Here is a 25,938-nt window from a genome sequence, read left to right as displayed (position 1 = left end):
CCTGTCGCCGTGGTGAGGCCCGCCGTGGTGAGGCCCGCCGCGGACGTTCCGGCGGCGAGCACGATCGCGAGCGTCACCGCGGAACCGCTGCGTGGTACGCGTCGAGCGCCTCGGCGATGGTGCCGTCGAGCGTCAACCGGCCCGCGTCGAGGTACAACCCCCGACGGCAGAACCGGGTCAGGTCCTTTTCGTTGTGTGACACCAGCACCAGCGTGCGCCCCTCCCCGAGCAGACGATCAATCGTCGCGTAACACTTCTTGCGGAACTCCGCGTCCCCGACCGCGGTCACCTCGTCCATCAGCAGGATCGGGTGCGGCAGGTGCGAGATGATCGCGAAGCCGAGCCGCACCTTCATCCCCGACGAGTAGTGCCGCACCGACGTGTCGATGGCCCGTTCCACCTGCTCACCGGCGAACTCGACGATCTCGTCGAAGTGCCGCTTCAGGTAGCTCGTCGACAGTCCGTGCAGCCCACCGACCAGGTGCAGGTTCTCCCGCCCGGTCAGGTCGTTGGAGAAACCGGCGGACAACTCCAGCAACGGCGCCACCGCGCCGTGCACCCGGATGTCGCCCTCGTCCGGGATGAGCACCCCGGCGATCAGCCGCAGCAGTGTGCTCTTGCCGGTGCCGTTGCGCCCGATCACCCCGACGGTCTCGCCGGGCTGCACTGCGAACGACACGTCCCGCAACGGCCAGAACTGGCCGGGCAGCGCGCCACGGGCGCCCCGGTGGATGAACAACTCCCGCAGGCGGAGCTGACGGCGACGGTTGCGGACGAACCGAATGCCCAGGCCGTCCGCCTCGATGATCGGCGCGGCCACCTCAGAGCTCCTTGAGCACGGCAGGCTCCAACCGGCGGAACGACCACCAACCGGCGGCCAGCACCAGCAGGCTGCCGACGATCGTGGTGGCGAGCAGTCGGGCGTCCGGGAACTCGTCCGGGTACCAGATCGCGTGGTGCAGCTGGAAGATCCCGACCAGCGGGTTCAGCTCGTACACCACCTTCAGCCAGCCGGGCAGCCCGGACTCCCGGACCAGGCTGAGCGGGTAGATGATCGGCGTGGCGTAGAAGAGCACCCGGATGATCAGCCGCATCAGCCGTTCCACGTCGCGCATCAGCACGTTCCACGCGGACAGCAGCAGGGCGAGCCCGGTCAGCAGAACGGCCTGGACGGCCACCGCCAGCGGCAGGGAGAGCAGCGACCAACCCGGGTGGATCCGGCCGTGCACCGCGTAGATCACCGCGATGGCGATCAGGATCGGCAGGCCGGCCGCGTACTCGGCGAACCGGCCGGTGACCCGGCCGATCGGAAACACCTGACGCGGCACGTTCATCGTGGTGATCAGCCGGGACTGGCCGGTCAGCGCGTTCGTCGCCTCACTCAGCGCGGAGCTGGTCCACATCCAGGCGAAGATGCCGGTGATCAGGAACAACGGGTACGACCCGGCCGCCTCACCGAGGTGCCGACCGGTGTCCCGGGAGTAGAGCACCCCGAAGACGAACCAGTAGATGGCGCCCATGCCGAGCGGCTCGATCAACGACCAGAAGTAGCCCAGCACCGACTGCTGGTACTTGACCGCGAGATCCCGCCTGACCAGGATGCGCAGCGAGTTGCGGTGCGACCACAACGCCGCGACGCCAGAGGTCACCGCAGCCTCCCGCCTCCTGAAACGGACGACAGGTTAGCAGTCGGTGAACGATTGCCCCGAATCGACCGGACTCAGCACTCGATCACGTTGACGGCCAAACCGCCACGCGCCGTCTCCTTGTACTTGACCTTCATGTCGGCGCCGGTCTCCCGCATGGTCTTGATGACCTTGTCCAGCGACACCTTGTGCACCCCGTCGCCGCGCAACGCCAACCGGGAGGCCGTGATCGCCTTGATGCTAGCCACCGCGTTCCGCTCGATGCAGGGGATCTGCACCAGGCCACCCACCGGGTCACAGGTCAACCCGAGGTTGTGCTCCATCCCGATCTCGGCCGCGTTCTCCACCTGCTCCGGGGTGCCACCGAGCACCTCGGCCAGCCCCGCCGCCGCCATCGAGCACGCCGAACCGACCTCACCCTGACAGCCCACCTCGGCGCCCGAGATCGAGGCGTTCTCCTTGAACAGCACACCGATCGCGCCCGCCGTCAGCAGGAACCGCACCACACCCTCGTCATCGGCGTCCGGCACGAACCGGGTGTAGTAGTGCAGCACCGCCGGAATGATCCCGGCCGCGCCGTTGGTCGGCGCGGTGACCACCCGGCCACCCGCGGCGTTCTCCTCGTTGACCGCCAGCGCGAACAGGGTCACCCAGTCCATCGCGTGCAGCGGGTCGGCCGACCCGGCCTCCGCCTCCAGGCCACGCCGCAGCTCCGCCGCGCGCCGGCGGACCTTCAACCCCCCAGGGAGTACGCCGTCGCGCTCGCAGCCGTTGCGCACGCACTCCTGCATCACCCGCCAGATCTCCAGCAGACCGGCCCGGATGTCCGCCTCGCTGCGCCAGGAACGCTCGTTGGCGAGCATCACCTCGCTGATCGACAGCCCGGTGCGGGTGGTGACGTCGAGGAGTTGCGCCCCGGTCAGGAAGGGGTACCGCACCACGGTGCTGTCCGGCTTGATCCGGTCCGCCCCGGCAGCCGCCTCGTCCACCACGAACCCGCCACCCACCGAGTAGTAGGTGCGGCTGCGCAGCTCGGTGCCGGCCCGGTCGTACGCCGCGAAGGTCATCCCGTTCGGGTGGTACGGCAACGACCGGCGGCGGTGCAGCGTCAGATCCCGATCCGGGTCGAAGTCGATCTCGTGCGCGTCGAGGATGTTGATCCGCCGCTCGGCCCGGATCCGCTCGACCCGAGGACCGACGGTGTCCGTGTCGACGGTCTCCGGCGACTCGCCGGCCAACCCGAGCAGCACCGCCGGACCACTGCCGTGGCCGTGCCCGGTGGCGCCCAGCGAGCCGAACAGCTCGGCCTGCACCCGCGCCGTGTCGCTGAGCAGCCCGTCGGCCTTCAGCCCTCCGACGAACGTCCGCGCGGCCCGCATCGGCCCCACCGTGTGTGAGCTGGACGGCCCGATACCGACGCTGAAGAGGTCGAAAACACTGATCATGGCTGCGCTTCCTCGCCGTCGTCCCGGCGTACGGGACCCGGCCGGGTCGTGACCGCCGGTCTGGCGGCCCCGCTCGTGACCGTCCGGGGTATGGGGTGCCGGCCTCCCGGGGTGTGGAAGGCCGATCTACCAGCCTACCCGCCCAGCTCACCCGCCACCCGGTCCGGGACGTGAACACCCGACCACCGTCTCCTGCCCCACGCCCCGCCCGCCACGCCCGCCTGGCTGCGGCGGGCGGCTCGGGGAGGCGTCAGCGAGGGGTTGCCCGGGTAAAGCACCTACGGGTCCACGGGTCGCCGCTCCTCCTCGGGACCGAGGGCGAGGTGGCCATCCCTTTCTACCGTGGATTGCAGACGCGGCGCACCGCCGCAGAGTGGGAGTACGACGATGAGTCGCAAACTGGTTCGGCCCCGCGAGGGGCGCATGATGGCTGGTGTCTGCGCCGGTCTCGGGCGGCGGTTCGGCATGTCGGCCGGAATGGTCCGGCTGTTGTTCCTGCTGTCGCTGCTACTGCCCGGCACGCAGGTGATCGTCTACCTGATCCTGTGGGTGCTGATGCCGAACGAGGACCGCTACCTCGCGTCCACCGGACACTGATCCGCCCAACACTGACCCACCCGCCACGGTCACACCCCACCCCGGGCGGCGGATCTTGGGGGAGGACGCGGCGGCGGTAGAGACGGGAGCGCCCGCTCCGACGGAGGTCGGGGCGGGCGCTTCGGCGTACGGAGGGCAGGTCAGGGGGCGATGTAGGTGACAGTGATCTGCTGGTAGCCGAGGGAGCGGAGCAGCCCCTCCAGCATCTTGCGGGTGTTCTCCTCGGCTCGGGCCGAGAGCCCGCTGTCCCGGGCGGCGGCGGTGATCCGGTCCTCGGCGAGCTTGTAGACCTGCTGCTGCCGGTTGGGGTCGTTGCCGACCAGGTCACCGAGTCGGTTGAGCAGACCGCGCTGCTCGGCGAAGACGTAGCTCTTCTCCATGTCGAGGTTGGTCTCACCGAGTTGCGGAGCGGGCAGTTTGATCTCGACGGACTTGCCGTCGGCGGACTGGACGACGGCGCCCTCACCGATCTTCGTGAAGTCGACGTACGCCTCGACACTGCCGGCCCCGACGAACAGGGTGCGCTCGTTGAGCAGGAAGTCCGGAACGTTGCGCCTGTCGTTCTGCGTGTCGACCACGACCTGGAAGTTGCCCTCCGCGGCCACGTAGCGGCTCAGGTCCTGGATCGACTTCAGCAGCGGTGGCTGGCTGCGGTCGGTCTGCTCCTTGGCGAACGGGTTGCGGAACTCCGGCAGAATGCCGGTCGCCTGGATGCCGAGCAGCACGACCACTGCCAGCGCGGCGGCGCCGAGCAGCAGGAGCAGACCACGGGCCGCCCCACCGCCACCACCACCGACGGGGCCATCGCCACCGCTCGTCGGGCCACCGGGATCTCCAGGCCCACCGGGGCCAGCGGGTCCACCGGGACCGGCCGGCTCGCCGGGGCCACCCGGCGTGTCCATGGTCCACCCGGTTGTAGCGGTCGACCGCGCCTTGAGATCGTCACCGGTCGGGTAACCGGGGAACTCTCTCGTGGGCTCGTTGCTGCCAGCGTCGCGGGCCATCACGCTCACCGTCCTCGTCAGACACGTCGTCTGTCAATGACGGTACGGCCCCGATACGACAGTCGCGCGGCGAGCGCCAGGAAGTGACAAACGAGCAGGTCAGGCGAATGCGGAGAGCCCGGTCAGCCGCTGCCCGATGACCAGTTGGTGGATCTCGGAGGTGCCCTCGTAGGTCAGCACGCTCTCCAGGTTGTTGGCGTGCCGCATCACCGGGTACTCGCCGGAGACACCGTTGGCGCCGAGGATGGTGCGGCACTGCCGGGCGATGGCCAGCGCCTCCCGCACGTTGTTCAGCTTGCCCACGCTGACCTGCTCGGGCCGCAGTCGCCGGGCGTCGGCGAGCCGGCCCAGGTGCAGCGCGAGCAGTTGCCCCTTCACCAACTCGACGGCCATGTCGGCGAGCTTCGCCTGGGTGAGTTGGAAGCCGGCCAGTGGGCGACCGAACTGGGTGCGGGTGGTCGCGTACGCCAGTGTGGTGTCGAGGCAGTCGCGGGCCGCGCCCACCGCTCCCCAGACGATGCCGTAGCGGGCCTCGGTGAGGCAGCTCAGCGGTGCCTTGAGCCCGACCGCTTCGGGTAGTTGGGCGTCGGCCGGGAGCCGGACGTCGTCGAGCACGATCTCGCCGGTCACCGACGCGCGCAGCGACATCTTTCGGCGGATCTCCCGGGCCGTGACGCCGGGGGTGTCCATGGGTACGGCGAAACCCCGTACGCCCTCGTCGGTGCGCGCCCAGATCACCGCGACGTCCGCGATCGGGGCGTTGGTGATCCACATCTTCCCGCCGGTGAGAACCCAGTCGTCGCCGTCGCGGCGGGCCCGGGTGGCCATCGAGGCGGGGTCGGAGCCGTGATCCGGCTCGGTCAGGCCGAAGCAGCCGATCGCCTCACCGGTGGCCATCGACGGCAGCCACCGTTGCTTCTGCTCCTCGCTGCCGTAACGCCAGATGGCGTACATGGCGAGCGATCCCTGCACGGAGACCAGGGAGCGGAGGCCGGAGTCGCCGGCTTCCAGCTCCTGGCAGGCCAGGCCGTAGGCGACAGCGGAGGCGCCGGCGCAGCCGTAGCCGGTCAGGTGCATGCCGAGCAGGCCGAGCTTGCCGAACTCACGGGCCAGTTCCCGGGCGGGCACCCGGCCGTCCTCGTACCAGTCGGCGACGTGGGGTCGCACCCGGTCGTCGACGAGTTGGCGGACGACGTCGCGGATCTGCCGCTCCTCCTCGCTGAGCGACGGGTCCAGGTCGAGCAGATCCAGCGCAGCGGTCATGGACGCCACCCTAACGAAGGCTCAGCGCGGGAAAGAAGGGCTCGTCACTCGATGGGCCCGGAGAGCACCAGCACCCGCGCGTGGATCTGGTTGCGCTGCTGGAGGGCTGCGCGCAGCGCCCGGTGCAGCCCGTCCTCCAGGTAGAGCCCGCCGTTCCACTGCACGACGTGCGGGAAGAGGTCACCGTAGAAGGTCGAATCCTCGGCGAGCAGCTTGTCCAGCGCCAACTCGCGCTTGGTGGTGATCATCTGATCCAGGCGCAGTGGCCTCGGCGGGATCTCCGCCCACTGCTTGAGCGTCAGATTGTGCTCCGGATAGGGACGCCCGTCCCGGACCGCTCTGAAGATCACGACGGCACGCTCCCCTCCCCGTGGCCGGGCCGACCGACGGCGCCGAGCCGGGCCGCGGCGGGCACCGCGCGGCGCGGCACCGATGACCGTGCCAGCCTAGCCGCCCAGCGCACGCTACGTTCTGCTCCCTGATGTCAGTTTCGCTATCGCTCGTCCGATCCTGAACCGGACGAACGGGACGTCAGCGTCAGTTCCACCGACCGCGCCGCACCACCTCGTCCATCGGACGACGTCCACGGCGCAACGATGGTGACCGATGGTCGGCCGCACGGTAACCGATTGTGACGGCACCGATGGGTTGGTACTCCGCCGGCACGCCGAACGCGTCCCGGTAGGCGGCGATCCGCTGCTGTGGAATGCCGAAGAAGCACGCCCCCAGCCCCTCGTCCACAGCGGTGAGCAGCATCAGCAACGCCGCGAAGCCGGCGTCCACGTGCCAGTACGGCACCGGCCACCGGTCCGAGGACTGATCCGTCCAGCCCTTGTCCGGCTCCGCGTACCGCCGCAGGTAGGCCGACTCGTTGGCGTGCGGCACCACGATCACTGGTGCCCGGCGCATGCCCGCGAGCCAACGCTCCCGCCCGCCGCCATTGGGCGTGGTGGCCGCCCAGAACCGCTCCCGATCGGCCAACTCCTCCAACACCAGGAAACCCCAGCCCTGGGCGAAGCCGGCCGACGGCGCGCGGACCGCGTGGTCGAGCAACCGGTCCACCACGTCGGGCGGGACCGGGCGGTCCGGGTCGTAGTTGCGCACCATCCGCCGCCGGCGGACGACCTCGGCGAACTCCATCAGGCGCCGGGGCGGATGCCCCAGGCACCTCGCCAGGTCGCGCCGGACTTGAGGGTGAGCAGGTCCTTGCCCGACCGGAACGCGTCCGGTGGGCAGGTCATCGGCTCGATTGCCACCGAACGGCGGTGCCGCTCGCCGGTGAGGGCGTCCCCGGTGAACACCTGCCACCAGCCGAACTCGGCGTCCGCCCAGATGCTCACCGCGGCTGAACCGTCCGGCGCGGCGAGGCTCACCGACGAACCGCCGTCGGCGTCGGAGATCACCTCGCCGAAGCAGGAGTCCAACACGGCAGCGCCGATCCGGCGGGGGCTGGTCCAGTCGTACTCGGTGCCGGCCACCGGGGTGACCCCCACCGGCAGCAGTCGACCGTCCACCAGCACACGGCTGCGGGTGGGCAGCCGCATCACCAGGTCGTCCACCGCGACGCCCGGCAGTTGCAGGTACGGGTGCACGGAGAAGCCGAACGGGGCAAGCTCCCCGCCGATGTTCGTCACCTCGTGCTCGGCGCGCAGCCCGTCCGCGTCGACGCTCCACCGGCTGCGCAGCCGCAGCGGCCACGGGTAGCCGGGCTGCGGCGGCAGGTCGTATCCGACCGTCACGGCCTCCGCCGACTGCTCCAGCAACTGCCACGGCACCCAGTTGACCAGCCCGTGGATGGCCACGTGCCGCTCCGGCTCGGTCAGCGAAAGCTGGTGCGTCCGCCCGTCGAACGAGTAGCGACCATCGCGGATCCGGTTCGGCCACGGTGCCAGCACCTGCCCGGTGCAACCGGGGCAGACCTCGTCGGTCTGGTACCCGTCGAGCAGGTCGACACCGTCATGCCGGTACGTCCGGAGCCCACCGCCGACCTCCACGATGACGGCCTCGTGGCCGGCGGCGGAGATGGTCCACTGGGCGCCGGAGAACGGGCGCGGATCGGGGCTTTCCATGCCGGCGACACTAACCGGTCAGGTCCGGTTGTCGCTCGACGCCGTCGCCGCCCGGTAGCGCAGCAGCGCCGGGAACGCGACAGCGAGCACCACCACGAGCACCGCGGAGGCGAGCCCACCGGCCACCCAGGCCACCCCGCCACCGAACCCGGCGGCCATGGTGCCGGCGCGCAGATCACCCAGGCGTGGGCCACCCGCCACCACCACCGTGTTCACGCCCTGGAGTCGGCCGCGCATCCGGTCCGGTGCGTAGACCAGCAGCATCGACTGACGCAGCACCGCGCTGATCAGGTCGGCGGCGCCGGCCACGGCGAGGAGCACGACCATCAGCCAGAGCTGGTGGGCCAACCCGGCGGCGGCGATCGCCAGGCCCCAGCCGACCACCGCCAGCACCAGGCCGAGCCCCTGCCGGCGGAGCCGGCCGATCCAGCCGGAGGTCAACCCACCGATCATCGAGCCGATCGCGATGGCGCTGTAGAGCAGACCGACCGAGCCACCGCCACCGAAGCGCTCGTGCGCGATCTCCGGAAAGAGGGCCCGTGGCATGGCGAGGATCATCGCGATCAGGTCCACCCCGAAGGACAGCAGCAGGACCGGGGTGGTGGCCAGGTAGCGGAACCCGTCGACGACGCTGGCCAGACCGGCACGCCGGACCTGGCCGTCGGCGCTGGGCTCGGGCGGGAGCGAGGGCAGCCGCAGCGCCGCCCAGAGCATCGCGGTGAACAGCACCGCGTCCAGCCCGTAGGCGATCGGCAGGACCACAGTGGTGTCCGACGAGGCGGAGAGGATCAGACCGGCGGCGAGCGGGCCGGCGACCGAGGCGGCGGTGAAGGTCGTGTAGTTCAGGGTGGTCGCGGACGCCACCAGGTCCTCCGGCACCAGCCGGGGCAGCATGGCGCTACGGGCCGGCGAGCTGATCGCGAAGGCCACCGACTGCAACGCCATCAACGCCAGCAGCAGCACCGGGCTGCCCACGTCCAGCACCGCCTGGAGCAGCAACCCGAGAGTGGATGCCCAGAGCAACAATGAGCCGCCGAGCAGCACCGCACGCCGGTCACGGGCGTCGGCGACCGCGCCGCCCCAGAGCCCGAAGACCAGCAACGGTACGAAGGCAGCCACGCCCAGCAGGCCCACCCAGAACGAGTCCCGGGTCAGGGCGTACATCTCCACCGGCACCGCGACGGCGGTGAACTGGAAGCCGAACATCGCCACCGTGTTGCCGAGCCAGAGCCGGCGGTACGCCGGAACCCGCAGCGGACGCACGTCGATCGCCCAGCGGCGCGCTGCGCGCGGCCGGGTCTCCCGCACACCCGTCACGGCGCCAACCGCTCGACGATCCAGCCACCCTCGTCGAGGCGACGGAAGCGGAGCCGGTCGTGCAACCGGCCGGCCCGGCCCTGCCAGAACTCCACCGACTCGGGTTGGACCCGCAGCCCTCCCCAGTGCGACGGGGTCGGAATCTCGGCCTGGTCGACGAACCGCTCGACCGCCTCCTGGTACCGCTGCTCCAACGCCGCCCGATCCGACACCACCTGCGACTGCGGGCTGGCCCAGGCACCCAGTTGGGAGCCGCGCGGTCGGCTGGCGAAGTACGCCTCGCTCGTGGCACGGTCGACCGGCGTGACCCGTCCGGCGACCACCACCTGGCGCTGCATGGAAAACCACGGAAAGACCAGGCTGGCGTACGGGTTGGCGGTCGCCTCGACGCCCTTGCGCGACAGGTGGTTGGTGAAGAAGACGAAGCCCTCCGGGTCGTACCCCTTCAGCAGCACCGTCCGTCCGCTCGGCCGGCCGGCCGGGTCGGCGGTACCCACCACCATGGCGTTCGGTTCGGGTAGCCCGAAGGCCACCGCGTCGGCGAACCAGCTGTCGAACTGGGTGTGCCAGTCGGCGGCCAGGTCAGCCTCGGTCAGGCCCAGGTCCGCGGCGTACTCGTTACGCATCGCGGCCGGGGCGGGTGTGTCGCCCGTCACGTCCCACTCCTTCTCGGGGGCCCCACCAGCACCCTCCCGCGCTGACCAGCCCGCCCTGCCCCAGTCTCACCGAGCCGGACGGAGAATGCGCGCCCGGGGATGTCGTGTGCAGCACAGTCGCAGCGGGTCGCGTATCCCTTACTCAGCAGGCAGTATGTTGCGAACACATCCCTGAGGGTCGCCTAAGGCGCTCGGCCGATCCGGGCCGGATGAGCGATCGGGCGCACCGACCAGATCCAGGAGAGCGACATGGCCGATTTCAAACCCGGGCTGGAGGGCGTCGTCGCCTTCGAGACCGAGATCGCCGAACCTGACCGTGAGGGCGGTGCGCTGCGCTATCGCGGAGTCGACATCGAGGATCTGATCGGCCAGGTGTCGTTCGGCAACGTCTGGGCGCTGCTCGTCGACGGCCGGTTCGGGCCGGGCCTGCCGCCGGCGGAGCCGTTCCCGGTGCCGGTGCACTCCGGTGACATCCGCGTCGACGTGCAGTCCGCAGTCGCCATGCTGGCCCCGTACTGGGGTCTCAACCAACTGCTGGACATCTCCGACGAGCAGGCCCGTGAGGATCTCGCCCGGGTCTCGGTGACCGCGCTATCCTTCGTCGCCCAGTCCGCCCGCGGCCTCGGCCTGCCGGCGGTGCCGCAGAAGGAGATCGACAAGGCGCAGACCATCGTCGAGCGGTTCATGAAGCGCTGGCGCGGCGAGCCGGACCCGCGGCACGTCAAGGCAGTCGACGCGTACTTCATCTCGGCCGCCGAGCACGGCCTCAACGCGTCCACCTTCACCGCTCGCATCGTCGCCTCCACCGGTGCGGACGCGGCTGCCTGCATCTCGTCGGGCATCGGCGCCCTCTCCGGCCCGTTGCACGGCGGCGCCCCGTCGCGGGTGCTCAGCATGCTGGAGGCGGTGGAGCGCAGCGGCGACGCGGAGGGCTACGTCAAGGGCGTCCTCGACCGCGGTGAGCGGTTGATGGGCTTCGGCCACCGCGTCTACCGTGCCGAGGACCCGCGCGCCCGAGTGCTCCGGCGTACGGCCAAGGAGTTGGGCGCGCCGCGCTTCGAGATCGCCGAGGCGCTGGAGAAGGCCGCCCTCGCCGAGCTTCAGGCCCGCCGCCCGGACCGGGTGCTGGCCACCAACGTCGAGTTCTGGTCGGCCGTGGTGCTGGACTTCGCCGAGGTACCGGCGCACATGTTCACCTCGATGTTCACCTGCGCGCGGATGGGCGGCTGGAGCGCGCACATCCTGGAGCAGAAGCGCCTGCAGCGGCTGGTCCGCCCGTCCGCCCGCTACATGGGTCCGGAGACCCGTAAGCCGTCCGACGTCGAGGGCTGGGCGGCCATCCCGCACGGCGTCTGAGCTGATCGACAAGGGGCCCTTCCTCGACGTCCGGCGTCGAGGAAGGGCCCCTTGTCCACGCCGCGCGTCGAAGAGTGGTCGTTGTCGTCGGTCACCGGAGCCGACTGTGGCGAAGGACTCAGACCGACCGCCGGGACCCCGCCCACCGTCGTCCGGTCCGGGTGCGAGGATGAGGGCCGGCAGTGTCGCCGGGCCCGCCCTCGCCCTTGCGGAAGGATCTTCAAGACCGTGGCTGACGCACCGATCATCCGGATTCCCGATGAGATCAAGCCCGCCGATGGACGCTTCGGCTGCGGCCCGTCCAAGGTCCGCCCGGAGGCGGTGTCCGCCCTCACCGAGGTCGCGACCACCTACCTCGGCACCTCGCACCGGCAGAAGACGGTCCGTGACCAGGTTGCCCGGCTGCGCTCCGGCATCGCCGAGTTCTTCTCGCTGCCCGAGGGCTACGAGGTGGTCATCGGCAACGGCGGCACCACCGCGTTCTGGGAGGTCGCCACCTTCGGCCTGATTCGCGAGCGGGCCCAGTTCGCCAGCTTCGGCGAGTTCGGCGCCAAGTTCGCCAAGTCGGTCAAGGACGCCCCGTTCCTGGGTGAGCCGACCGTCCGCAAGTCCGAGGCGGGCAGCGCGCCGACCCTGGTCGCCGAGTCCGGCGTGGACGCGTACGCGACGCCGCAGAACGAGACCTCGACCGGTGTGGCCGTCCCGATCAGCCGGGTGGCCGGTGCCGACGAGGGCGCGCTGCTGCTTGTCGACGCGACCTCCGGCGCGGGTGGCCTGGACGTCAACGTCGGTGAGACCGATGTCTACTACTTCGCCCCGCAGAAGTGCTTCGGCTCCGATGGCGGTCTGTGGCTGGCTCTGATGTCGCCGGCCGCACTGGACCGGGCCGCCGAGATCAAGGCGTCGGGGCGCTACATCCCCGCCTTCCTCGACCTGGTCACCGCTATCGACAACTCGCGGCTGGAGCAGACCTACAACACCCCGGCGCTGGCCACCATCTTCCTGGCCGCCGAGCAGACCGACTGGATGAACGCGCAGGGCGGCCTGTCCTGGGCGGCGAAGCGCACCGCCGAGAGCGCCGCAGCGGTCTACGGCTGGGCCGAGCGGTCCAGCGTGGCCACCCCGTTCGTCACCGACCCGGCGCTGCGCTCCAACGTGGTCGCCACCATCGACTTCGCCGACGGGGTGGATGCCACGGCGATCGCCAAGGCGCTGCGCGCCAACGGCATCGTGGACACTGAGCCCTACCGCAAGCTTGGTCGCAACCAGCTGCGGGTGGCGCTGTTCCCGGCCGTCGAGCCGGCAGATGTCGAGGCGCTCACCGCGTCCATCGACTACGTGGTCGAGCGACTCTGACGTTCGTCACGGTCGGTGTCCGTTGGAGCCTCCACGGACACCGACCGTGATCATCGCCGCAGCTCAGTCACGACATGCGGGGTGTCGCTTCCCCCACCCCGAGACAGATGCGCGTACGGTGGTCCGAGACGCCTGGGTGGCCGACTCGTGGTGTGCGGCCAGCGAAGCGGGACGGAGGCAACGTTATGCGCCCAGTACGCTTCGTCGCCCTCTCCGAGGACGGCCAGGCACTGGTGCTCGCCGACGAGGTTGGGCGCCTCCTGGCCCTGCCCATCGACGAACGCATCGCCGGTGTGATGCACCCCGAGCCGGGTGCCCCGCCGCTCGCGGTGGCACCGAGCACCGTCGACCCAATTCCCTCACTGTCCCCCCGGGACATCCAGGCCCGCATCCGCTCCGGTGAGTCCGCGGAGGACGTCGCCCGGATCGCCGGGGTGCCGGTCGACCGCGTGCTGCGTTACGCCGGCCCGGTGTTGCAGGAGCGGGCGATGCTCGCCCAGCACGCCCGGCGCACCCGACTCAAGGGCGCGGAGAAGCCCACCCCGCTCGCCGAGGTGGTCAACGGCCGGCTGAGCCAGCACGGCATCGACACCGAGAAGATCTCCTGGGACGCGTACCGGCGCGACGACGGCACCTGGCGGATCATCGCCACCTGGCCGTCGGGCAAGGCCACCGCGCAGGCCATCTGGGACATGGACAAGGCGCGACAGGTGGTCACGCCGCACGACGACATGGCGCAGTACCTGTGCGCCGAGCGGCCCACGCCGATCCTCGGCCAGGAGCCGGCACCCGAGCGCGGCGGGCACGCCCTGCCGGGCCCGTCGCGCGGCGAGCCGAGTCGTGGCGGGCACGGTCTGCCAGCGGCGTCCGAGCACCCGCGCCCTGGCCGTGATCCGATCCGGGCCGGCCGTGACGCCCTGCTCGCCTCCCTGGACCGTCCGCTCGGCGGTTCGTCGGGTCGCGGGCTGGAGCCGCGTACCCCGGCTGCCCTGGCCGGGTCGGACGCGCCCCGGCAGCGGCCGGTCGGTGGGGGTGCCGCCGCGCTGCTCGGCGGTGGCCAGGGCTCGGCCTTCGACGACGATTCGGACGCGCCCAAGGAGGTGCCGGCCGTGCCGTCGCTGGCGGTGCTGCGGCCTCGCCGCACGGGCGCCGCGGCGGCCACCGGCGGCGAGTCCACCGACGCCAACGGCAAGCCACGCAAGCGGCTGCCGAGCTGGGACGACGTGCTCTTCGGCAGCGGCCCGGCCGCCCGCGAATCCTCCTGACGCCTCGCGTTGACGGGTGACCCTGTGTCACCCGTCAACGCGCGCGTTCGAACCTCAGCTCCCTGAGCGACACGGTCCGCCCGGCGATCTTGCACTTTCTGTCCAGACTCACTGGGCAATCCGCCCGTCTCGGCGACCGAAACTGCAAGATCGGCGCGGTGTAGCGGCCGACTACGCATCCTCGTTGAGGGTCCTTCTTGCGGTTCGGCTGAGGGCGTTGACTCCGCGTACCGCTTCGGCGACGGCGCGGAAGTCCTTCTTGAGGATCGCACCGTGGTTGCTGGCGACCTTCGCCCCGATGGTGATGTGCGGGTTGCGGGCGGTCACCGCGTCGAGGCTGGCGCGGATCTGCTCCTGCTCGTCCCCGCGACTGCCGAGGGACGTTCCCGAGGCGACGACGTACCGCACCGGGACGCTGATGGCGTCCAGCACCGGGCCCAGTTCGCGCTCGCGGGAGAGTTCGCCCAGTTCGATGTTGCTGTCCGCCATCTGGTCGGCGTTCATCCGTGGGGTCAGGCCGGTCGGGCGGAGCAGCGGCATGAACAGGTTCATCCGTCGGAACATCCTGCGGATCCGTTGCGCCATGGCATCGTCGAGCCAGTCGTGCGGGAACGCGCCGTCGACCAGGACCGCGCCCAGGGCACGCTCCGGGTTCCGGTTGGCCCAGTGCGCCCCGACAACCGCTCCGTAGGACCAGCCCACCAGCAACACCTGGGCCACCCCCCGGGATACGAGTACGGCGTCGACGTCCCGGACGGCAGCTTCGAACGAGTAGTCGGCTGAGCGCTGCGACTTTCTGCCGCGAGCCCGCTCGTCGTAGGTGATGTGCCGGAACTCGGTGCCCAGTTCGGCGATGACCCGCCGCCAGTAGCCCTGGGTGGCGAACTGGCCGTTGAGGTAGACCACCGGGATGCCGGGGCCACCGGTGTCGGTGACGGCCAGGGCCGTGTCGTCGACCGACACCATGCCGGTCCACGGGGTAGCTGGGTTCATGTCGTACTCCTGTCGCCTGGTCGTGGTGGGGTTCAGAGGCTCCGGGCGGTGATGTCGCCCTGGGAGGTGGTGGCGCGGATGTCGAGCGTCGTGGTGCCGTCGTTCTTGAGGGCGTTGCTGACCCGGCCGTGGCCGGTGCCGGCGTCGAGTGCGGCGGAGACGCCGGCGGCGGCACCGACCGAGATGTCGCCGGACTGGGTGCTGAGCACGACCGCGCCGCGCACGGCCTCGGCGATCCGGATGTCACCCCGGGCGGTGCTGATCTCGGCGGGGCCGTTGAGCCGGCCGACCTCGACGTCGCCGTCGATCGCGGTGAGCCGCAGGCTTGCGACCTCGTCGATCTTGATCTGGCGGTACGCCCCGTCGAAGGCCATGTCGCCGAGACGCCCGACGCCGCGAAGTTCCGCGCTGGCGGTCCTGGCCTTGATCGTCGAGCCGGCGGGGAGCTGAACTGTCACCTCCAGCGACCCGGACGGGCCGACGAGCGGGTTGCCGGGGGCCGAGGCCGTGATCCGCAGGACGCCGTCGGTGTAGGCGACAGTGGTCTGCTCGGCGGCCCTGGTGTCGCGCTTCTTCGAGGGGTCGCTGGGCAGAACCTCGACGACGGTGTCGGCGCGGTCCGCGGCGATCAACTGGATCCGTCCGGCGGGGATGTCGAGGACGGCCGAGATGGGGGCGGGGGTGTCGAACGTCTGCATCGTGTTCTCCTGCGTTGGCAGTTCTTTCTGACAACGGAAACGCTACGTTGCTTTCCAGATTTGGGCAACAAGTCTGTTGCGTTGGAGTTGCATAAATGCAGCTCAGAGTTCATAAAGTGTTGCAACGATCCCGGAGATAACGCAACGACCTAGGTCGCAACCGTTGCAACAGGCGGAGGGTGAACGCTATGGTGGGGCAGTCAGCGGACGCGACGAGGAATCACCGGGGAGATCGTGATGCCGGGAGGCAGACTCAGTCAGCAGGAGCGCCAGCAGATCGCGCTGGGGCTGATCGACAGCCTCCCCTACGCGGAGATCGCCCGGCGCCTCGACCGTCCCACGTCGACAGTCACCCGCGAGGTGATGCGCAACGGCGGCCCCACCGCCTACCGCGCCGAGCTGGCCCACCGCGCCACCGAACGTCGCGCCCAGCGGCGCAGGACAGTCACCTCACCGGGGGCCAGCGCGCTCCCTCAGGAGCATGGACGTGACGCCGGGGCCGTGGCGGAGTACGGGGAGACGTTCACCACGGTCCTCATGGCTTCGGGCCTGCCCAAGATGGCGGCCCGGGTCCTGACCCACCTGTTCATCACCGACTCGGCCAGCCTCACCGCGTCACAGCTCGCCCAGCGCCTCCAGGTCAGCCCGGCGTCCATCTCCAAGGCCATCACCTTCCTGGAGAGTCAGAGCCTCGTCCGCCGGGAACGCGACGAACGCCGCCGCGACCGCTACGTGGTCGACGACGAGCTGTTCTACCAGGCGACGATCGCCAGCGCCCGGGCCAACGACCAGCTCGTCGCAACCGCGCGCCAGGGCGTCGCCATTCTCGGCCCGCAGACCCCCGCCGCCGCCCGCCTGGAGAACATCGCCCGTTTCCTCGACTTCATCAGTGAGAGCGTCGTCCGCGCCGCCGAGCAGGGCCGCGCGGTGCTTCACACCGGGACCCAACCCGCTGCCCAGGCCACCGGGCAACCGGATCGGCGGTGACCGACTGGCGGGCGGGTCAGCGGTGTCGCTGCCGCTGCCCGGGGCGGGCCGCCGGAAGGGCCAGACCGGCGGCGTGCAGCACGCCCTCCACCCGCACCCGCTCGATCTCCTGGTCGACGCCCTCCAGCTCGGCGAGGTGCTCGGCGATGCCGAGGGCGCGGCAGGCGAGACGAAGCCGGTCGTCGTACGCCTGGAGCAGCGCGCTGTGCCAGACCATCGAGCGACCGCTACCGCCGACCCGCTGACCGCCGAGACGGCGCAGGTCGGCGGCGAGCTGCTCCAGCGGCCGGCGGTCAACGCTGTCGAACTCGCTGAGGTCGATGTCCCGGGTCAGCGCGTCGGCCTCGATGGCACGGTCGAGTCTGGCGATCGTGCGCTTCTCCCGTCGGCGGTCACGCCACTCGGACCAGCCGCAGACCACCCGGTCGAGAATCTCGTCGTAGCAGAAGAGCAGGGCGAACGCCGCCGGCAGCGTGGCCACGGCGAGAAACGCCAGGGCCAGCATCAGCGCGTGTCCGACTCCCACGCATCGACGCTAAGCCCCACCGTGCCACCCCGCCAGCGATTTGGCCGCATCCGAGCAATCCGCGCAACCGGACGCGGCCGGAGCTGGTGGTAAACCTCAGCAGTCGGTGGAGGTGACGTAGAAGCGGGGCATCGGCAGCACCCGGAAACGCAGCCGGGCACCGGAGTGGCGAAGCTGCCAGGTGAGGGCGATCACCGCGGCGGCCAGCGAGATGAGCCCACCCATCCAGATGCTGGCACCGGCACCGTAGTGCTCCGCGACCCAGCCGATCAGCGGCGCGCCGACCGGGTTGGTACCCAGGAACACCAGCACCCACAGCGCCATCACCCGACCCCGGAAGGCCGCGTCCACGCCCAACTGGACCCGCTGGTTGGCGGCCTGGGCGAAGAAGACCATGAAGAAGCCGGTCGGCACCAGCAGGGCCACGACCAGCCAGTACGTCGAGGCGAGACCGACCAGGGTGCCGAAGCTGGCGCAGGCGATCGCCGCGCCGAGCACCAGCCAGACCGACGGCCGGCTGCGTCGACCGGTGCCGCTGAGCGCGCCGCCGAGCGCGCCCACGGCCAGCGCCGTGCTGAACAGGCCGAAGGAGGCGGCACCGGTGTGGAAGACCGTCTTCGCCAGCGCGGCGAGGGTGAGCTGGAAGTTGAACAGCGACATGCCGATCACCGACATGACAGCCATCGGCAGCAGCAGGTCGGGGCGACGGGACACGTACCGCAGCCCGTCGATGACCTTTGCGGACGCCCGCTCGTCGCGGGGCAGCAGGGCGTCGCGGTGCAGGTCGGCCGTCCGCATCCGGACCACGTTGACCAGGGGCGCGACCGAACTGAGGGCGGTGAACAGGAAGACCGGGCCCACGTCGAACGCGGCGATCGCCAGGCCGGCGACGGCCGGGCCGACGATCCGCGCCGAGTTGAACACGGCGGCGTTCAGCGACAACGCGTTGGGCAGCAGCGGCGTGCCGACGAGTTCGGAGACGAACGCCTGCCGGACCGGGGTCTCCACGGCGTTGGCCGTGCCGAGCAGGGCGGCGAAGGCGAAGACGTGCCAGAGCTGCACCAGGTCGGTGAGGACCAGCACCGCCATGCCGAGCGCCAGCACACTCCAGAAGGCGTTGGCGACGAAGAGCAGCACCCGCTTGTCGTACCGGTCGGCGAGCCGGCCGGAGAACAGGGTGAGCAGCAGCACCGGGGTGAACTGACAGGCGGTCACCACACCGAGCGCGGTCGCCGAGTTGTCGGAGAGGTCGAGGACGAGCCAGTCCTGGGCGATGAACATCATCCAGACACCGATCAGTTTGATCAGTTGCCCGGATGCGAAGAGCCGGTAGTTGCGGACCTGTAGGGACTGGAACATCGTGCTCAGCTTGGCCTGCACTCTTGGTGCGCCTCCTCGGACGTACGCGTCATCGACAGGTGACGGCACGGACCCGGTGGCGCGGGCGCGGCTCAGGCGCGAGCGAGCTGCTGAAGAATCTGGGCGGCCCTCTGCAGGGTCTCCCGTTCGTCCTCGTCGAGCGCGGCCAGCCGGTGGGCCAGCCATTCGTCGCGGGCCCGCTCGAACTGGTCGAGCACGGCCTGCGCTCCTTCGGTCGCCGCGAGGATGACCTGCCGCCCGTCGGTCGGATGGGGTGTCCGCTGCACAAGGCCGCGGTCCTCCAGCTTCCCGACGATCTTGGTCATCGTCGGCGGCTGCACCCGCTCCACGTCGGCCAGCTCACGGGGTGTCATCGCGCCCGCCAGCCGCAGGCTGGTGAGCGCGGAGACCTGGGTGACCGTGAGGTCGCCGACCGGTCGGGCCTGTCGGACCCGCCGGTTGAGTCGGGTGATCGCATCACGCAGCTGGGGAGCCAGCTGCGCCGGTGGCACGCGTTCCGCCGTCACCGTCCGCTCCGTCACAGTAGTTAGCTTAACTAATGAGCATGGCTAACGACATCCGTTATGACCAGGCTCACGAGGGGATTCAGATGGTACGGGCGGGGAATCCTGATCGACTCCCCGCCCGGACGAGACCTCAGAGCACCAGGGACTCGATCGGCCCACGCAGGAAGTACAGCACGAACAGCACGGCCACCCCGTACAGCAACGGGTGGATCTCCCGGGCCTTGCCCCGCGCCAGCTTGACCACCACGAAGGTGATCAGACCGGCGCCGATCCCGTTGGAGATCGAGTAGGTGAACGGCATCAACACGATGGTGAGGAAGGCCGGAATGGCGATCTCGTAGTCGGACCAGTCGATCGTCCGGACCGCTGTCATCATCAGGAACCCGACCACCACCAGTGCCGTCGACGCCGCCTCGAACGGCACGATCACGACCAGCGGCGCCAGGAACATCGCGAGCAGGAAGAGCACGCCGGTGACCAGGTTGGCCACACCGGTCCGGGCACCCTCCGCGACACCGGCGGCGCTCTCGATGTACGACGTGTTGCTGGAGGTGCTGGCCGCACCGCCGGCCGCCGCCGCGATCGAGTCGACAAGCAGGATCTCCTTGGCCTTCGGCGGAGTGCCCTGCTCGTCGAGCAGGCCACCCTCCTGGCCGACCGCGACCATCGTGCCCATGGTGTCGAAGAAATCCGTGATCAACAGCGTGAAGATGAACATCAGCACGACCAGCCAACCGGCTCGGCCCCACGAGTCCAACACGTTGAACTTGCCGAGCAGCGACAGGTCCGGCAGGTCGACCACCGACTTCGGCAACTCCGGCACGTTCAGCGACCAGCCCTTCGGGTTGGGCTGACCGTTGACGAACGACGGGCCGATGTTGCCGATCGCCTCCACGATCACCGCGAGCACCGTCGAGGCGAGGATGCCGATCAGGATCGCGCCCTTCACCCGACGGACCACCAGCACCAGCGTGATCAGCAGGCCCACCACGAAGACCAGCATCGGCCAGCTCACCAGCTTGCCGCCGATGCCCAGGCCGACCGGAACTGTGGTGTTGGCATCGTCCGGGATGCGCCGGACGAAGCCGGCGTCCACCAGGCCGATGATGGTCAGGAACAGACCGATGCCGACCCCGATCGCACTCTTCATCTGGGTCGGCACCGAGCGGAACACAGCGGTCCGCAGACCGGTCAGCACCAGCACCGCGATGATCAGACCCTCGATCACCACCAGGCCCATCGCGTCTGCCCACGTCATCTCGGGGGCGATCTCGTACGCCACGAGCGCGTTGACACCCAGGCCGGCGGCGAGCGCCAGCGGGAACCGGCCGACCACACCCATCAGGATGGTCATCAGGCCGGCGACCAGCGCGGTCGCGGCAGCCAGCGCGGGAATCGGGAGGCTCTTGCCGTCACCGTCGACGGCGCCACCCAGGATCAGCGGGTTGAGCACCACGATGTACGCCATCGTGAAGAAGGTCGCCAGACCACCGCGTACCTCACGGCTCAACGTCGAGCCACGGGCGGAAATCTCGAAGAACCGGTCGAAACCGTTACGCGGAGGGGCGGAGTTGGAAGGTGTGCCGTTCTCGGGCGGCGCTACGGCCATCAGGTCCTCGCAGGTGATCTTCCAGTTGTCGCGCGCATCGTCCCAGATCGTCGGTGGGCAGGGGAAGTAGATCCCGTACGCTTGCCGAATGCCGAACGAGCAGCCACCGCGGCCCGCACCACTGGATCCGCCGATGGTGCCGTTCGCCCTCGCCGGGTTGATCGCGTGGGCCGTGGCCGGGCTGGTCCTGCTGATCTTCTTCAGAGGCTGGCTGACCGACCACGGTCACCAGAACTGGCTCTGGACCTGCCTCGCCGGCTTCCTGTGGGGTTTCCCGGGCCTCGCCGTGATGATGCGGCACGACGCCAACCGACGACGTCGCCGCGCGAGGTGAGCTGGCCGCCGCGCCGGAGCACTCCGGCGCGGACGATCAGGAGTGCCCGTACGGCTCCGCCGGCTCAGCGGCCTCCACCGAGCCCGGGGCCCGGCTGACCGACATGGCCTCCACCGCGCTGTCGTCGTAGATGGTGGGCAGCTCGTCGACAGCGGTCTCGGCCACCTCGATCAACGTCTCGGAGTGTGCGCCGCACCCGTGGTCGGCGCTCACCACCCGGCCGTCGTCGGGAGCGTAGAAGTTGCCGCACGCCCCGAATGCCTGCCGCATGGCACCTGCCAGCGGCAGGTAGAAGCCGCAGGTGCCGCAGCGGGCGGCGGCCGGAGCGGCGGACGAGATGGCCGCGGCGGGGCCGTGGTCACCTTCGTACCAGCGCTGCGCCGTGTCGATGCGACCCTCCCGGGAGAGCACGCGGGCGCGCCCGAGCCCCAACTCCCAGGCCGTCTCCTCGACCGCCGGGTCGTCGGAGAGCAGGTAACCGGGGACAAGTCGATCGTCGTCGGGCGAGGTCGGGAGCAGGTCACCCGGACCCAGGTCGCCCGGCTTGAGCCGCTCCTGCCAGGGCAGCCAGCCGGGCGCGAGCAGCGCGTCCGGGCCGGGCAGCAACACCGTCTCGCAGATGGTCACGGTCTTGCTGCGCGACACCCGGGTGACGGTGACCGCCCAGCGCCAGCCGTTGTAGCCGGCGAGGCGACATTCGAAGTAGTGGGTGACCAGCCGATCGCCCTCGGCAACGACCTGCAGGTGGTCGCCGACATCGTCGGCGTCCACCTCGGTGATGCCAGCGCGGGCCACCTCGACGGCGGCGGCGCAGACCTGGTCGAGACGGGCGGCACGGGTGGAGACGGGCCTGGTCACCCGACCATTGTTCCCCATGCGCCTCGCAGGGGTGACAGGGACTCCCGGGGAACCTTTCCCAGCGGTGGTGCGGCGTACCCGGATCAGATGGGCGAGGATGGTGCACATGCCGTCGTACTCCCGCTCCGGGCGATCCGTCCTCGGGCGGACCGTCGGCACCGGCATTCGCGCCATCCGTCTGCTGTTGCGTGGTTCGGTGGGTAGCGGCCGCTGGGTGACCCGCCGGGCCGGTCGGGCCCGCGCCCGGGGTGCCGGCGGCGAGGTCGGCATGGTTCGCCTGTTCGACCTGCACGCGCTCTCCTGCGCCGGTGACACCCTGATCGCCATCGGTCTGGCCGGCACGATCTTCTTCAACGTGCCGCTCGGCGAGGCCCGCAGCAAGGTCGCGCTCTACCTGCTGGTGACCATGGTGCCGTTCGCGATGCTCGCCCCGGTGGTGGGCCCGCTGCTGGATCACTTCCGGCACGGCCGGCGGTACGCCCTGGCCGCGACGATGCTCGGGCGCGCCTTCCTGGCCTGGTTGATATCCGACTACATCCACGGCTTCGGGCTCTACCCGGCCGCGTTCGGGGTGCTCGCGCTCTCCCGGGCGTACGGCGTGGCCCGATCCGCGGCGGTGCCCCGGTTGCTGCCGGAAGGGCTCGGTCTGTCGCAGGTGGGTGCCCGGGCCAGCGTCTACGGCACCGTCGCGGGTGCGCTGGTGGCGCCGATCGGGTTGGCCGCGTTCTGGTTCGGGCCGCAGTGGCCGCTACGGGTCGCATCGGTGATCTTCCTGGTCGGCATGGTGATCTCGTTGCGCCTGCCACCGAAGGCCGACTCGGAGCCACCGGAGCGGGTCCCCCGGCCACTGCGCGCGCTGGGCCGCCGCCGTGGCGACCGGCCGCTGGGCCGGGGCCGACCGTCCGGCCGGCTGGTGATCGCCACCCTGATCGGCGCGGCGACGCTACGCGCGCTCTACGGCTTCCTGCTGCTCTTCCTCGCCTTCGCGATCAAGAAGGGCGACCTGACCACAGTGGTGTTCGGCCGGGATCTGGGCGCCGAGTGGGCGTTGGGCGTGGTCGGCGGCGCGCTCGCGGTCGGCACCTTCCTGGCCACCGCCATCGGCACCCGGCTGCGCATCCACCGGCCGACCGCCATCCAGTCCAGCAGCATGATCATCGTGGCCGGGGTGGCGGTGCTCGCCGTCATCCAGTTCTCGCTGCTGATGGTCGCCCTGCTCTGCCTTGTCGCCGCGCTGGCCAGCGGGATAGCGAAGCTGGCGGTGGACGCCTCGATCCAGGAGCGCATCCCGGAACGGTTGCGGGCCAGTTCCTTCGCCCACTCCGAGACGGTGCTGATGCTCGCCTTCGTCGCCGGCGGTGGGCTCGGGCTGGTGCCGTTCGACGGCCGGATGGGCATCGCCGTGGCCGCCGGGGTCGGCGTACTGGCGGCGATCCGGGGTGTGCTGGCCGCCGCCCGGCTGCGCGGTGAAAAGCTGGCCGGCCGACCGCTCGGTGACGACGAGCTGACCGAGGACGAGCCGGCGGACGAGCCCGGGGACCCCACACCGACCTCACCGGCCCCGGCCCAGACCAGCTCACCGCAGTACGACGACCCGAGCCTCGCCCCGCCGGGCTACCACATCTACCGCCCGTCGTCGGCCGTTGGCGGCCCGGGTGGCGGGGCCGACGACGAAACCCGCCGCGAGTCCCCCGGCTCAGTCTCGTGACCGGGCTGCTCGTGGTGACGGCGGTTCCAGCCGAGGCGGACGCGGTCCGCTCCGGGCTGACCGACCCCAGCGTGACCGTCACCCCGATCGGTGTGGGCCCGGCCCTCGCCGGTGCCGCCACCGCCCGGCTGCTGGCGCTGGCAGAGGCCGCCGGTCGTCCGTACCGTGCGGTGGTCAGCGCCGGCGTGGCCGGCGGCTTCACCGGGCGGGCCGAGGTCGGCGACACGGTGCTCGGCACCGCCAGCATCGCCGCCGACCTGGGTGCCGAGTCGCCCGACGGCTTCATCCCGGTCGACGAGCTGGGCATGCCGCCCGCGCTGCTCGGTGCGGGCAGCAGGGTGCCGGCGGACCCGGGCCTGCTGGCGGCACTGCGGGCCGCCCTCCCGACGGCCACGGCCGGCCCGGTGCTCACGGTCAGCACCGTCACCGGCACCACGGCCAGCACCGACGAGCTGCGCCGGAGGCATCCGGAAGCGGTCGCCGAAGCCATGGAGGGGTACGGCGTCGCGGTCGCCGCGGCGCAGGCCGGGGTGCCCTTCGCCGAACTGCGCACGATCTCCAACCCGATCGGCCCCCGCGACCGGGACGCCTGGCGGCTGCGCGAAGCCCTGGCCGCCCTGACCGCAGCAGCCCCGGCACTGCGCTGACCCGGCCGACGCTCAGGAGAAGCGGCGCTTGCCAGGATGGCCCAGGCGCAGTGCGGCAGCGCGGCGCGCCTCAGATCTCTCGGCCAACTGCCGCTGACTCAGATCGGCCCGCCGACGCAGAGCGCGGAGCGCCGGACCGAGATCGACCCCGCTGCTCTCATCCGTGTGGTCACTCGCCTCGGTCACAGACCGATGCTCCCCGCTGGTCAGCGCACTATCAACACCCCGGCCAGAGCTGTGGACAAAGCTGTGGACAACCGCTCGGGTCGGTGGACGACCGCCCTGAGCCCAGTGCGATTCGTTTGCGATATCAGCTCCAAAGGGAATCCGAGACAGGTGCCCGACCCCCGCGTCACAACGGGCCGGCACCCACGCTGCTGCCGGCGACCGGCCACGGCCCGTGCCCACCAGCCGGTCATCACGGATCTCCGACGCGGATCACACCGGGTGGGGTGGGCGCGGGCCGCGAGCCGGGCGCGGGACTACCGTGAGGGTGTGGCGCTCTCCCTGGCGATCTCGCCCTGCCCCAACGACACGTTCGTCTTCCACGCGCTGGTACACGGGCGGGTGCCCGGCGCACCGCCGGTCGAGGTGACGTACGCCGACGTGGACGTCACCAACACGGCGGCCGAGCGGGGCGCGTTCGACCTGGTGAAGGTGAGCTTCGCGGCGCTGCCCTGGCTGCTCGACGACTACCACCTGCTGCCCTGCGGCGGCGCCCTCGGTCGAGGTTGTGGTCCGCTGGTGCTCACCCGGGGCGACCGCGACGGCGGCCCGGACCGCACCGACCTGACCGGTGCCACTGTGGCGGTGCCGGGTGACCGGACCACCGCTTACCTGCTGTTCCGGCTCTGGTCGGCCGGGCGGCCACCGGCCCGGATCGAGGTGGTGCCGTTCCACGAGATCATGCCGGGCGTGGCGGCTGGGCGTTACGACGCTGGGCTGGTCATCCACGAGGCCCGGTTCACCTACCACCGGCACGGCCTGAGCGCCCTCGTCGACCTCGGCGAGTGGTGGGAGGCCGACACCGGCCTACCCATCCCCCTCGGCGCGATCCTGGCCCGACGCGAGGCGGTCGACCCGCAGGCCGCGGCCGGTTGGGTCCGCGAGTCGGTCCGGCAGGCCTGGGCGGACCCGGCGGCCAGCCGGGAGTACGTGCTGGCGCACGCCCAGGAGATGGAACTCGACGTGGTCGACCGGCACATCGGCCTCTACGTCAACGAGTTCACAGCGGACCTGGGCGAGGCCGGTTTCGCCGCGGTGGCGGCACTGCTCGACCGGGCCGCCACCGCCGGCCTGGTGCCTCAGACCTCCAGCTCGCGGGCCACCGCGTGGACCAGCTGAGCGATCTTCTGCGCGGACTTCTTGTCCGGGTACCGACCCCGGCGCAGGTCCGGCTGGACCTTCGCCTCCAGCACCTTGATCATGTCTTCGACCAGGCCGTGCAGTTCCTCAGCCGGCCGACGGCGCAGCTCCGACATCGACGGCGGCGCGTCCAGCAGCTTGACCCCCATGGCCTGCGAGCCCCGGCGGCTGTCCACCACGCTGAAGTCGACCCGCTGGCCACCCTTGAGGTCGGTGACACCCGCCGGCAGCGCCCCCTTGGGCAGGAACACGTCGCCGCCCTCGTCACTCGTGACGAAGCCGTATCCCTTGGCCGTGTCGTACCACTTCACTCGACCCGTAGGCACCTGAAAACCCCTGCTTCACTTGAGCCG

General features: G+C 70.7%; 27 protein-coding genes. 9 read left to right on the top strand and 18 right to left on the bottom strand.

The genetic code is table 11. From position 1 onward, the window contains the following. Nucleotides 1-73 precede the first annotated feature (73 nt). From ABZU43_RS03600 to ABZU43_RS03590, 3 genes are all read right to left on the bottom strand, one after another. Nucleotides 74-820: an ABC transporter ATP-binding protein gene (locus ABZU43_RS03600; protein ID WP_355004978.1), complete on the bottom strand. Its 747-nt coding sequence runs from the start codon at nt 818-820 to the stop codon at nt 74-76. 1 nt (nt 821) lies between these two features. Further along, nucleotides 822-1,649 carry an ABC transporter permease gene (locus ABZU43_RS03595; RefSeq protein ID WP_112581809.1) on the bottom strand — a complete coding sequence of 276 codons (828 nt, stop codon included), beginning with the start codon at nt 1,647-1,649 and terminating at the stop codon, nt 822-824. Nucleotides 1,650-1,720: 71 nt separating this feature from the next. Then, nucleotides 1,721-3,091 (bottom strand): L-serine ammonia-lyase, encoded by a 1,371-nt coding sequence (locus ABZU43_RS03590; protein ID WP_355004977.1) that lies wholly within the window; start codon nt 3,089-3,091, stop codon nt 1,721-1,723. Between the two features lie 387 nt (nt 3,092-3,478). Between ABZU43_RS03590 and ABZU43_RS03585 the strand changes: the two genes are divergently transcribed. Then, nucleotides 3,479-3,688, top strand: coding sequence for a PspC domain-containing protein (locus ABZU43_RS03585; protein ID WP_355004976.1), 210 nt, complete (start codon nt 3,479-3,481; stop codon nt 3,686-3,688). A gap of 140 nt (nt 3,689-3,828) precedes the next feature. Here the strand turns inward: ABZU43_RS03585 and ABZU43_RS03580 are convergent, their stop codons facing one another. The 7 genes from ABZU43_RS03580 to pdxH all read right to left on the bottom strand — a co-directional run bounded on the left by ABZU43_RS03580 (nt 3,829) and on the right by pdxH (nt 9,967). Continuing rightward, entirely contained in the window at nt 3,829-4,692 is an 864-nt protein-coding gene (locus ABZU43_RS03580; RefSeq protein ID WP_355004975.1) for a DUF4230 domain-containing protein, read from the bottom strand. Between the two features lie 99 nt (nt 4,693-4,791). After that, the gene (locus ABZU43_RS03575; RefSeq protein WP_355004974.1) at nt 4,792-5,955 is read right to left on the bottom strand and encodes an acyl-CoA dehydrogenase family protein; all 1,164 of its coding nucleotides are present in this window, start codon (nt 5,953-5,955) and stop codon (nt 4,792-4,794) included. A gap of 44 nt (nt 5,956-5,999) precedes the next feature. Then, the gene (locus tag ABZU43_RS03570; RefSeq protein ID WP_091395231.1) at nt 6,000-6,305 is read right to left on the bottom strand and encodes a type II toxin-antitoxin system VapB family antitoxin; all 306 of its coding nucleotides are present in this window, start codon (nt 6,303-6,305) and stop codon (nt 6,000-6,002) included. Between the two features lie 187 nt (nt 6,306-6,492). Next, a complete protein-coding gene (locus tag ABZU43_RS03565) occupies nt 6,493-7,095 on the bottom strand; it encodes a nitroreductase family protein (protein WP_355004973.1) in 603 nt (200 codons plus the stop codon). After that, nucleotides 7,095-8,024: an aldose 1-epimerase family protein gene (locus ABZU43_RS03560; protein ID WP_355004972.1), complete on the bottom strand. Its 930-nt coding sequence runs from the start codon at nt 8,022-8,024 to the stop codon at nt 7,095-7,097. Before ABZU43_RS03560 ends, ABZU43_RS03565 begins: the two co-directional genes overlap by 1 nt. Before the next feature lie 18 nt (nt 8,025-8,042). Continuing rightward, the gene (locus ABZU43_RS03555; RefSeq protein WP_355004971.1) at nt 8,043-9,341 is read right to left on the bottom strand and encodes an MFS transporter; all 1,299 of its coding nucleotides are present in this window, start codon (nt 9,339-9,341) and stop codon (nt 8,043-8,045) included. Continuing rightward, nucleotides 9,338-9,967 carry a pyridoxamine 5'-phosphate oxidase gene (gene pdxH / locus ABZU43_RS03550; RefSeq protein WP_355005191.1) on the bottom strand — a complete coding sequence of 210 codons (630 nt, stop codon included), beginning with the start codon at nt 9,965-9,967 and terminating at the stop codon, nt 9,338-9,340. Before pdxH ends, ABZU43_RS03555 begins: the two co-directional genes overlap by 4 nt. Nucleotides 9,968-10,246: 279 nt before the next feature. Here pdxH and ABZU43_RS03545 point away from each other — a divergent pair, with 279 nt between their 5' ends. The 3 genes from ABZU43_RS03545 (at nt 10,247) to sepH (ending at nt 13,974) form a co-directional block, all read left to right on the top strand. Beyond that, the gene (locus ABZU43_RS03545; protein ID WP_091395245.1) at nt 10,247-11,353 is read left to right on the top strand and encodes a citrate synthase 2; all 1,107 of its coding nucleotides are present in this window, start codon (nt 10,247-10,249) and stop codon (nt 11,351-11,353) included. A 228-nt stretch (nt 11,354-11,581) separates the two neighbouring features. Continuing rightward, complete coding sequence (serC, locus tag ABZU43_RS03540) at nt 11,582-12,709, top strand: phosphoserine transaminase (protein ID WP_355004970.1); 1,128 nt, start codon at nt 11,582-11,584, stop codon at nt 12,707-12,709. 185 nt (nt 12,710-12,894) lie between these two features. Further along, nucleotides 12,895-13,974, top strand: a complete 1,080-nt coding sequence (gene sepH, locus ABZU43_RS03535; RefSeq protein WP_355004969.1) for a septation protein SepH — start codon at nt 12,895-12,897, stop codon at nt 13,972-13,974. 171 nt (nt 13,975-14,145) lie between these two features. On the opposite strand, the gene ABZU43_RS03530 is transcribed toward sepH, so the two are convergent. Together ABZU43_RS03530 and ABZU43_RS03525 are read right to left on the bottom strand one after the other, a co-directional pair. Beyond that, a complete protein-coding gene (locus ABZU43_RS03530) occupies nt 14,146-14,967 on the bottom strand; it encodes an alpha/beta hydrolase (RefSeq protein WP_355004968.1) in 822 nt (273 codons plus the stop codon). A gap of 32 nt (nt 14,968-14,999) precedes the next feature. Then, nucleotides 15,000-15,665 (bottom strand): DUF4097 family beta strand repeat-containing protein, encoded by a 666-nt coding sequence (locus tag ABZU43_RS03525; RefSeq protein ID WP_355004967.1) that lies wholly within the window; start codon nt 15,663-15,665, stop codon nt 15,000-15,002. 237 nt (nt 15,666-15,902) lie between these two features. Between ABZU43_RS03525 and ABZU43_RS03520 the strand changes: the two genes are divergently transcribed. Beyond that, on the top strand, nt 15,903-16,652 hold the full coding sequence (locus tag ABZU43_RS03520; protein WP_355004966.1) for a helix-turn-helix domain-containing protein: 750 nt from the start codon (nt 15,903-15,905) through the stop codon (nt 16,650-16,652). Between the two features lie 16 nt (nt 16,653-16,668). Here ABZU43_RS03520 and ABZU43_RS03515 read toward each other — a convergent pair whose 3' ends face one another. From ABZU43_RS03515 to ABZU43_RS03500, 4 genes are all read right to left on the bottom strand, one after another. Continuing rightward, the gene (locus tag ABZU43_RS03515) at nt 16,669-17,178 is read right to left on the bottom strand and encodes a hypothetical protein (RefSeq protein WP_355004965.1); all 510 of its coding nucleotides are present in this window, start codon (nt 17,176-17,178) and stop codon (nt 16,669-16,671) included. Nucleotides 17,179-17,274: 96 nt separating this feature from the next. Continuing rightward, the gene (locus ABZU43_RS03510; RefSeq protein WP_355004964.1) at nt 17,275-18,558 is read right to left on the bottom strand and encodes an MFS transporter; all 1,284 of its coding nucleotides are present in this window, start codon (nt 18,556-18,558) and stop codon (nt 17,275-17,277) included. Between the two features lie 71 nt (nt 18,559-18,629). Then, nucleotides 18,630-19,079, bottom strand: a complete 450-nt coding sequence (locus tag ABZU43_RS03505) for a MarR family transcriptional regulator (RefSeq protein WP_355004963.1) — start codon at nt 19,077-19,079, stop codon at nt 18,630-18,632. 115 nt (nt 19,080-19,194) lie between these two features. Continuing rightward, nucleotides 19,195-20,673, bottom strand: coding sequence for an NCS2 family permease (locus ABZU43_RS03500; RefSeq protein WP_355004962.1), 1,479 nt, complete (start codon nt 20,671-20,673; stop codon nt 19,195-19,197). A gap of 88 nt (nt 20,674-20,761) precedes the next feature. Here ABZU43_RS03500 and ABZU43_RS03495 point away from each other — a divergent pair, with 88 nt between their 5' ends. Beyond that, entirely contained in the window at nt 20,762-21,007 is a 246-nt protein-coding gene (locus tag ABZU43_RS03495) for a DUF2530 domain-containing protein (protein ID WP_091395273.1), read from the top strand. A gap of 36 nt (nt 21,008-21,043) precedes the next feature. Here the strand turns inward: ABZU43_RS03495 and ABZU43_RS03490 are convergent, their stop codons facing one another. After that, complete coding sequence (locus tag ABZU43_RS03490) at nt 21,044-21,883, bottom strand: DUF3027 domain-containing protein (RefSeq protein ID WP_355004961.1); 840 nt, start codon at nt 21,881-21,883, stop codon at nt 21,044-21,046. An 88-nt stretch (nt 21,884-21,971) separates the two neighbouring features. Here ABZU43_RS03490 and ABZU43_RS03485 point away from each other — a divergent pair, with 88 nt between their 5' ends. The 3 genes from ABZU43_RS03485 (at nt 21,972) to ABZU43_RS03475 (ending at nt 25,564) form a co-directional block, all read left to right on the top strand. Beyond that, nucleotides 21,972-23,573, top strand: a complete 1,602-nt coding sequence (locus ABZU43_RS03485) for an MFS transporter (protein WP_355004960.1) — start codon at nt 21,972-21,974, stop codon at nt 23,571-23,573. Next, nucleotides 23,570-24,220, top strand: coding sequence for a futalosine hydrolase (locus tag ABZU43_RS03480; protein ID WP_355004959.1), 651 nt, complete (start codon nt 23,570-23,572; stop codon nt 24,218-24,220). The genes ABZU43_RS03485 and ABZU43_RS03480 overlap by 4 nt, the downstream gene beginning before the upstream one ends. A gap of 495 nt (nt 24,221-24,715) precedes the next feature. Beyond that, nucleotides 24,716-25,564, top strand: coding sequence for a 1,4-dihydroxy-6-naphthoate synthase (locus tag ABZU43_RS03475; protein ID WP_355004958.1), 849 nt, complete (start codon nt 24,716-24,718; stop codon nt 25,562-25,564). Here the strand turns inward: ABZU43_RS03475 and ABZU43_RS03470 are convergent. Then, nucleotides 25,525-25,911, bottom strand: coding sequence for a cold shock domain-containing protein (locus tag ABZU43_RS03470; RefSeq protein ID WP_355004957.1), 387 nt, complete (start codon nt 25,909-25,911; stop codon nt 25,525-25,527). The genes ABZU43_RS03475 and ABZU43_RS03470 overlap by 40 nt on opposite strands. Between the last annotated feature and the right edge of the window lie 27 nt (nt 25,912-25,938).

It is taken from the genome of Micromonospora sp. NPDC005205, assembly GCF_040608275.1.
Taxonomy (GTDB): Bacteria; Actinomycetota; Actinomycetes; order Mycobacteriales; family Micromonosporaceae; genus Micromonospora.
The sequence above is the reverse complement of the archived record's forward strand: the minus strand, read 5'-3'. Positions and strand labels throughout refer to the sequence as shown.

Bases quoted from the DNA above. Each gene is read 5' to 3' on its own strand.
- ABZU43_RS03590 (WP_355004977.1), bottom strand. From the start codon at position 3,091: ATGATCAGTGTTTTCGACCTCTTCAGCGTCGGTATCGGGCCGTCCAGC.
- ABZU43_RS03585 (WP_355004976.1), top strand. From the start codon at position 3,479: ATGAGTCGCAAACTGGTTCGGCCCCGCGAGGGGCGCATGATGGCTGGT.
- ABZU43_RS03580 (WP_355004975.1), bottom strand. From the start codon at position 4,692: ATGGCCCGCGACGCTGGCAGCAACGAGCCCACGAGAGAGTTCCCCGGT.
- ABZU43_RS03575 (WP_355004974.1), bottom strand. From the start codon at position 5,955: ATGACCGCTGCGCTGGATCTGCTCGACCTGGACCCGTCGCTCAGCGAG.
- ABZU43_RS03565 (WP_355004973.1), bottom strand. From the start codon at position 7,095: ATGGAGTTCGCCGAGGTCGTCCGCCGGCGGCGGATGGTGCGCAACTAC.
- ABZU43_RS03560 (WP_355004972.1), bottom strand. From the start codon at position 8,024: ATGGAAAGCCCCGATCCGCGCCCGTTCTCCGGCGCCCAGTGGACCATC.
- pdxH (WP_355005191.1), bottom strand. From the start codon at position 9,967: ATGCGTAACGAGTACGCCGCGGACCTGGGCCTGACCGAGGCTGACCTG.
- ABZU43_RS03545 (WP_091395245.1), top strand. From the start codon at position 10,247: ATGGCCGATTTCAAACCCGGGCTGGAGGGCGTCGTCGCCTTCGAGACC.
- sepH (WP_355004969.1), top strand. From the start codon at position 12,895: ATGCGCCCAGTACGCTTCGTCGCCCTCTCCGAGGACGGCCAGGCACTG.
- ABZU43_RS03530 (WP_355004968.1), bottom strand. From the start codon at position 14,967: ATGAACCCAGCTACCCCGTGGACCGGCATGGTGTCGGTCGACGACACG.
- ABZU43_RS03525 (WP_355004967.1), bottom strand. From the start codon at position 15,665: ATGCAGACGTTCGACACCCCCGCCCCCATCTCGGCCGTCCTCGACATC.
- ABZU43_RS03520 (WP_355004966.1), top strand. From the start codon at position 15,903: ATGCCGGGAGGCAGACTCAGTCAGCAGGAGCGCCAGCAGATCGCGCTG.
- ABZU43_RS03500 (WP_355004962.1), bottom strand. From the start codon at position 20,673: ATGGCCGTAGCGCCGCCCGAGAACGGCACACCTTCCAACTCCGCCCCT.
- ABZU43_RS03495 (WP_091395273.1), top strand. From the start codon at position 20,762: ATGCCGAACGAGCAGCCACCGCGGCCCGCACCACTGGATCCGCCGATG.
- ABZU43_RS03490 (WP_355004961.1), bottom strand. From the start codon at position 21,883: ATGGGGAACAATGGTCGGGTGACCAGGCCCGTCTCCACCCGTGCCGCC.
- ABZU43_RS03485 (WP_355004960.1), top strand. From the start codon at position 21,972: ATGCCGTCGTACTCCCGCTCCGGGCGATCCGTCCTCGGGCGGACCGTC.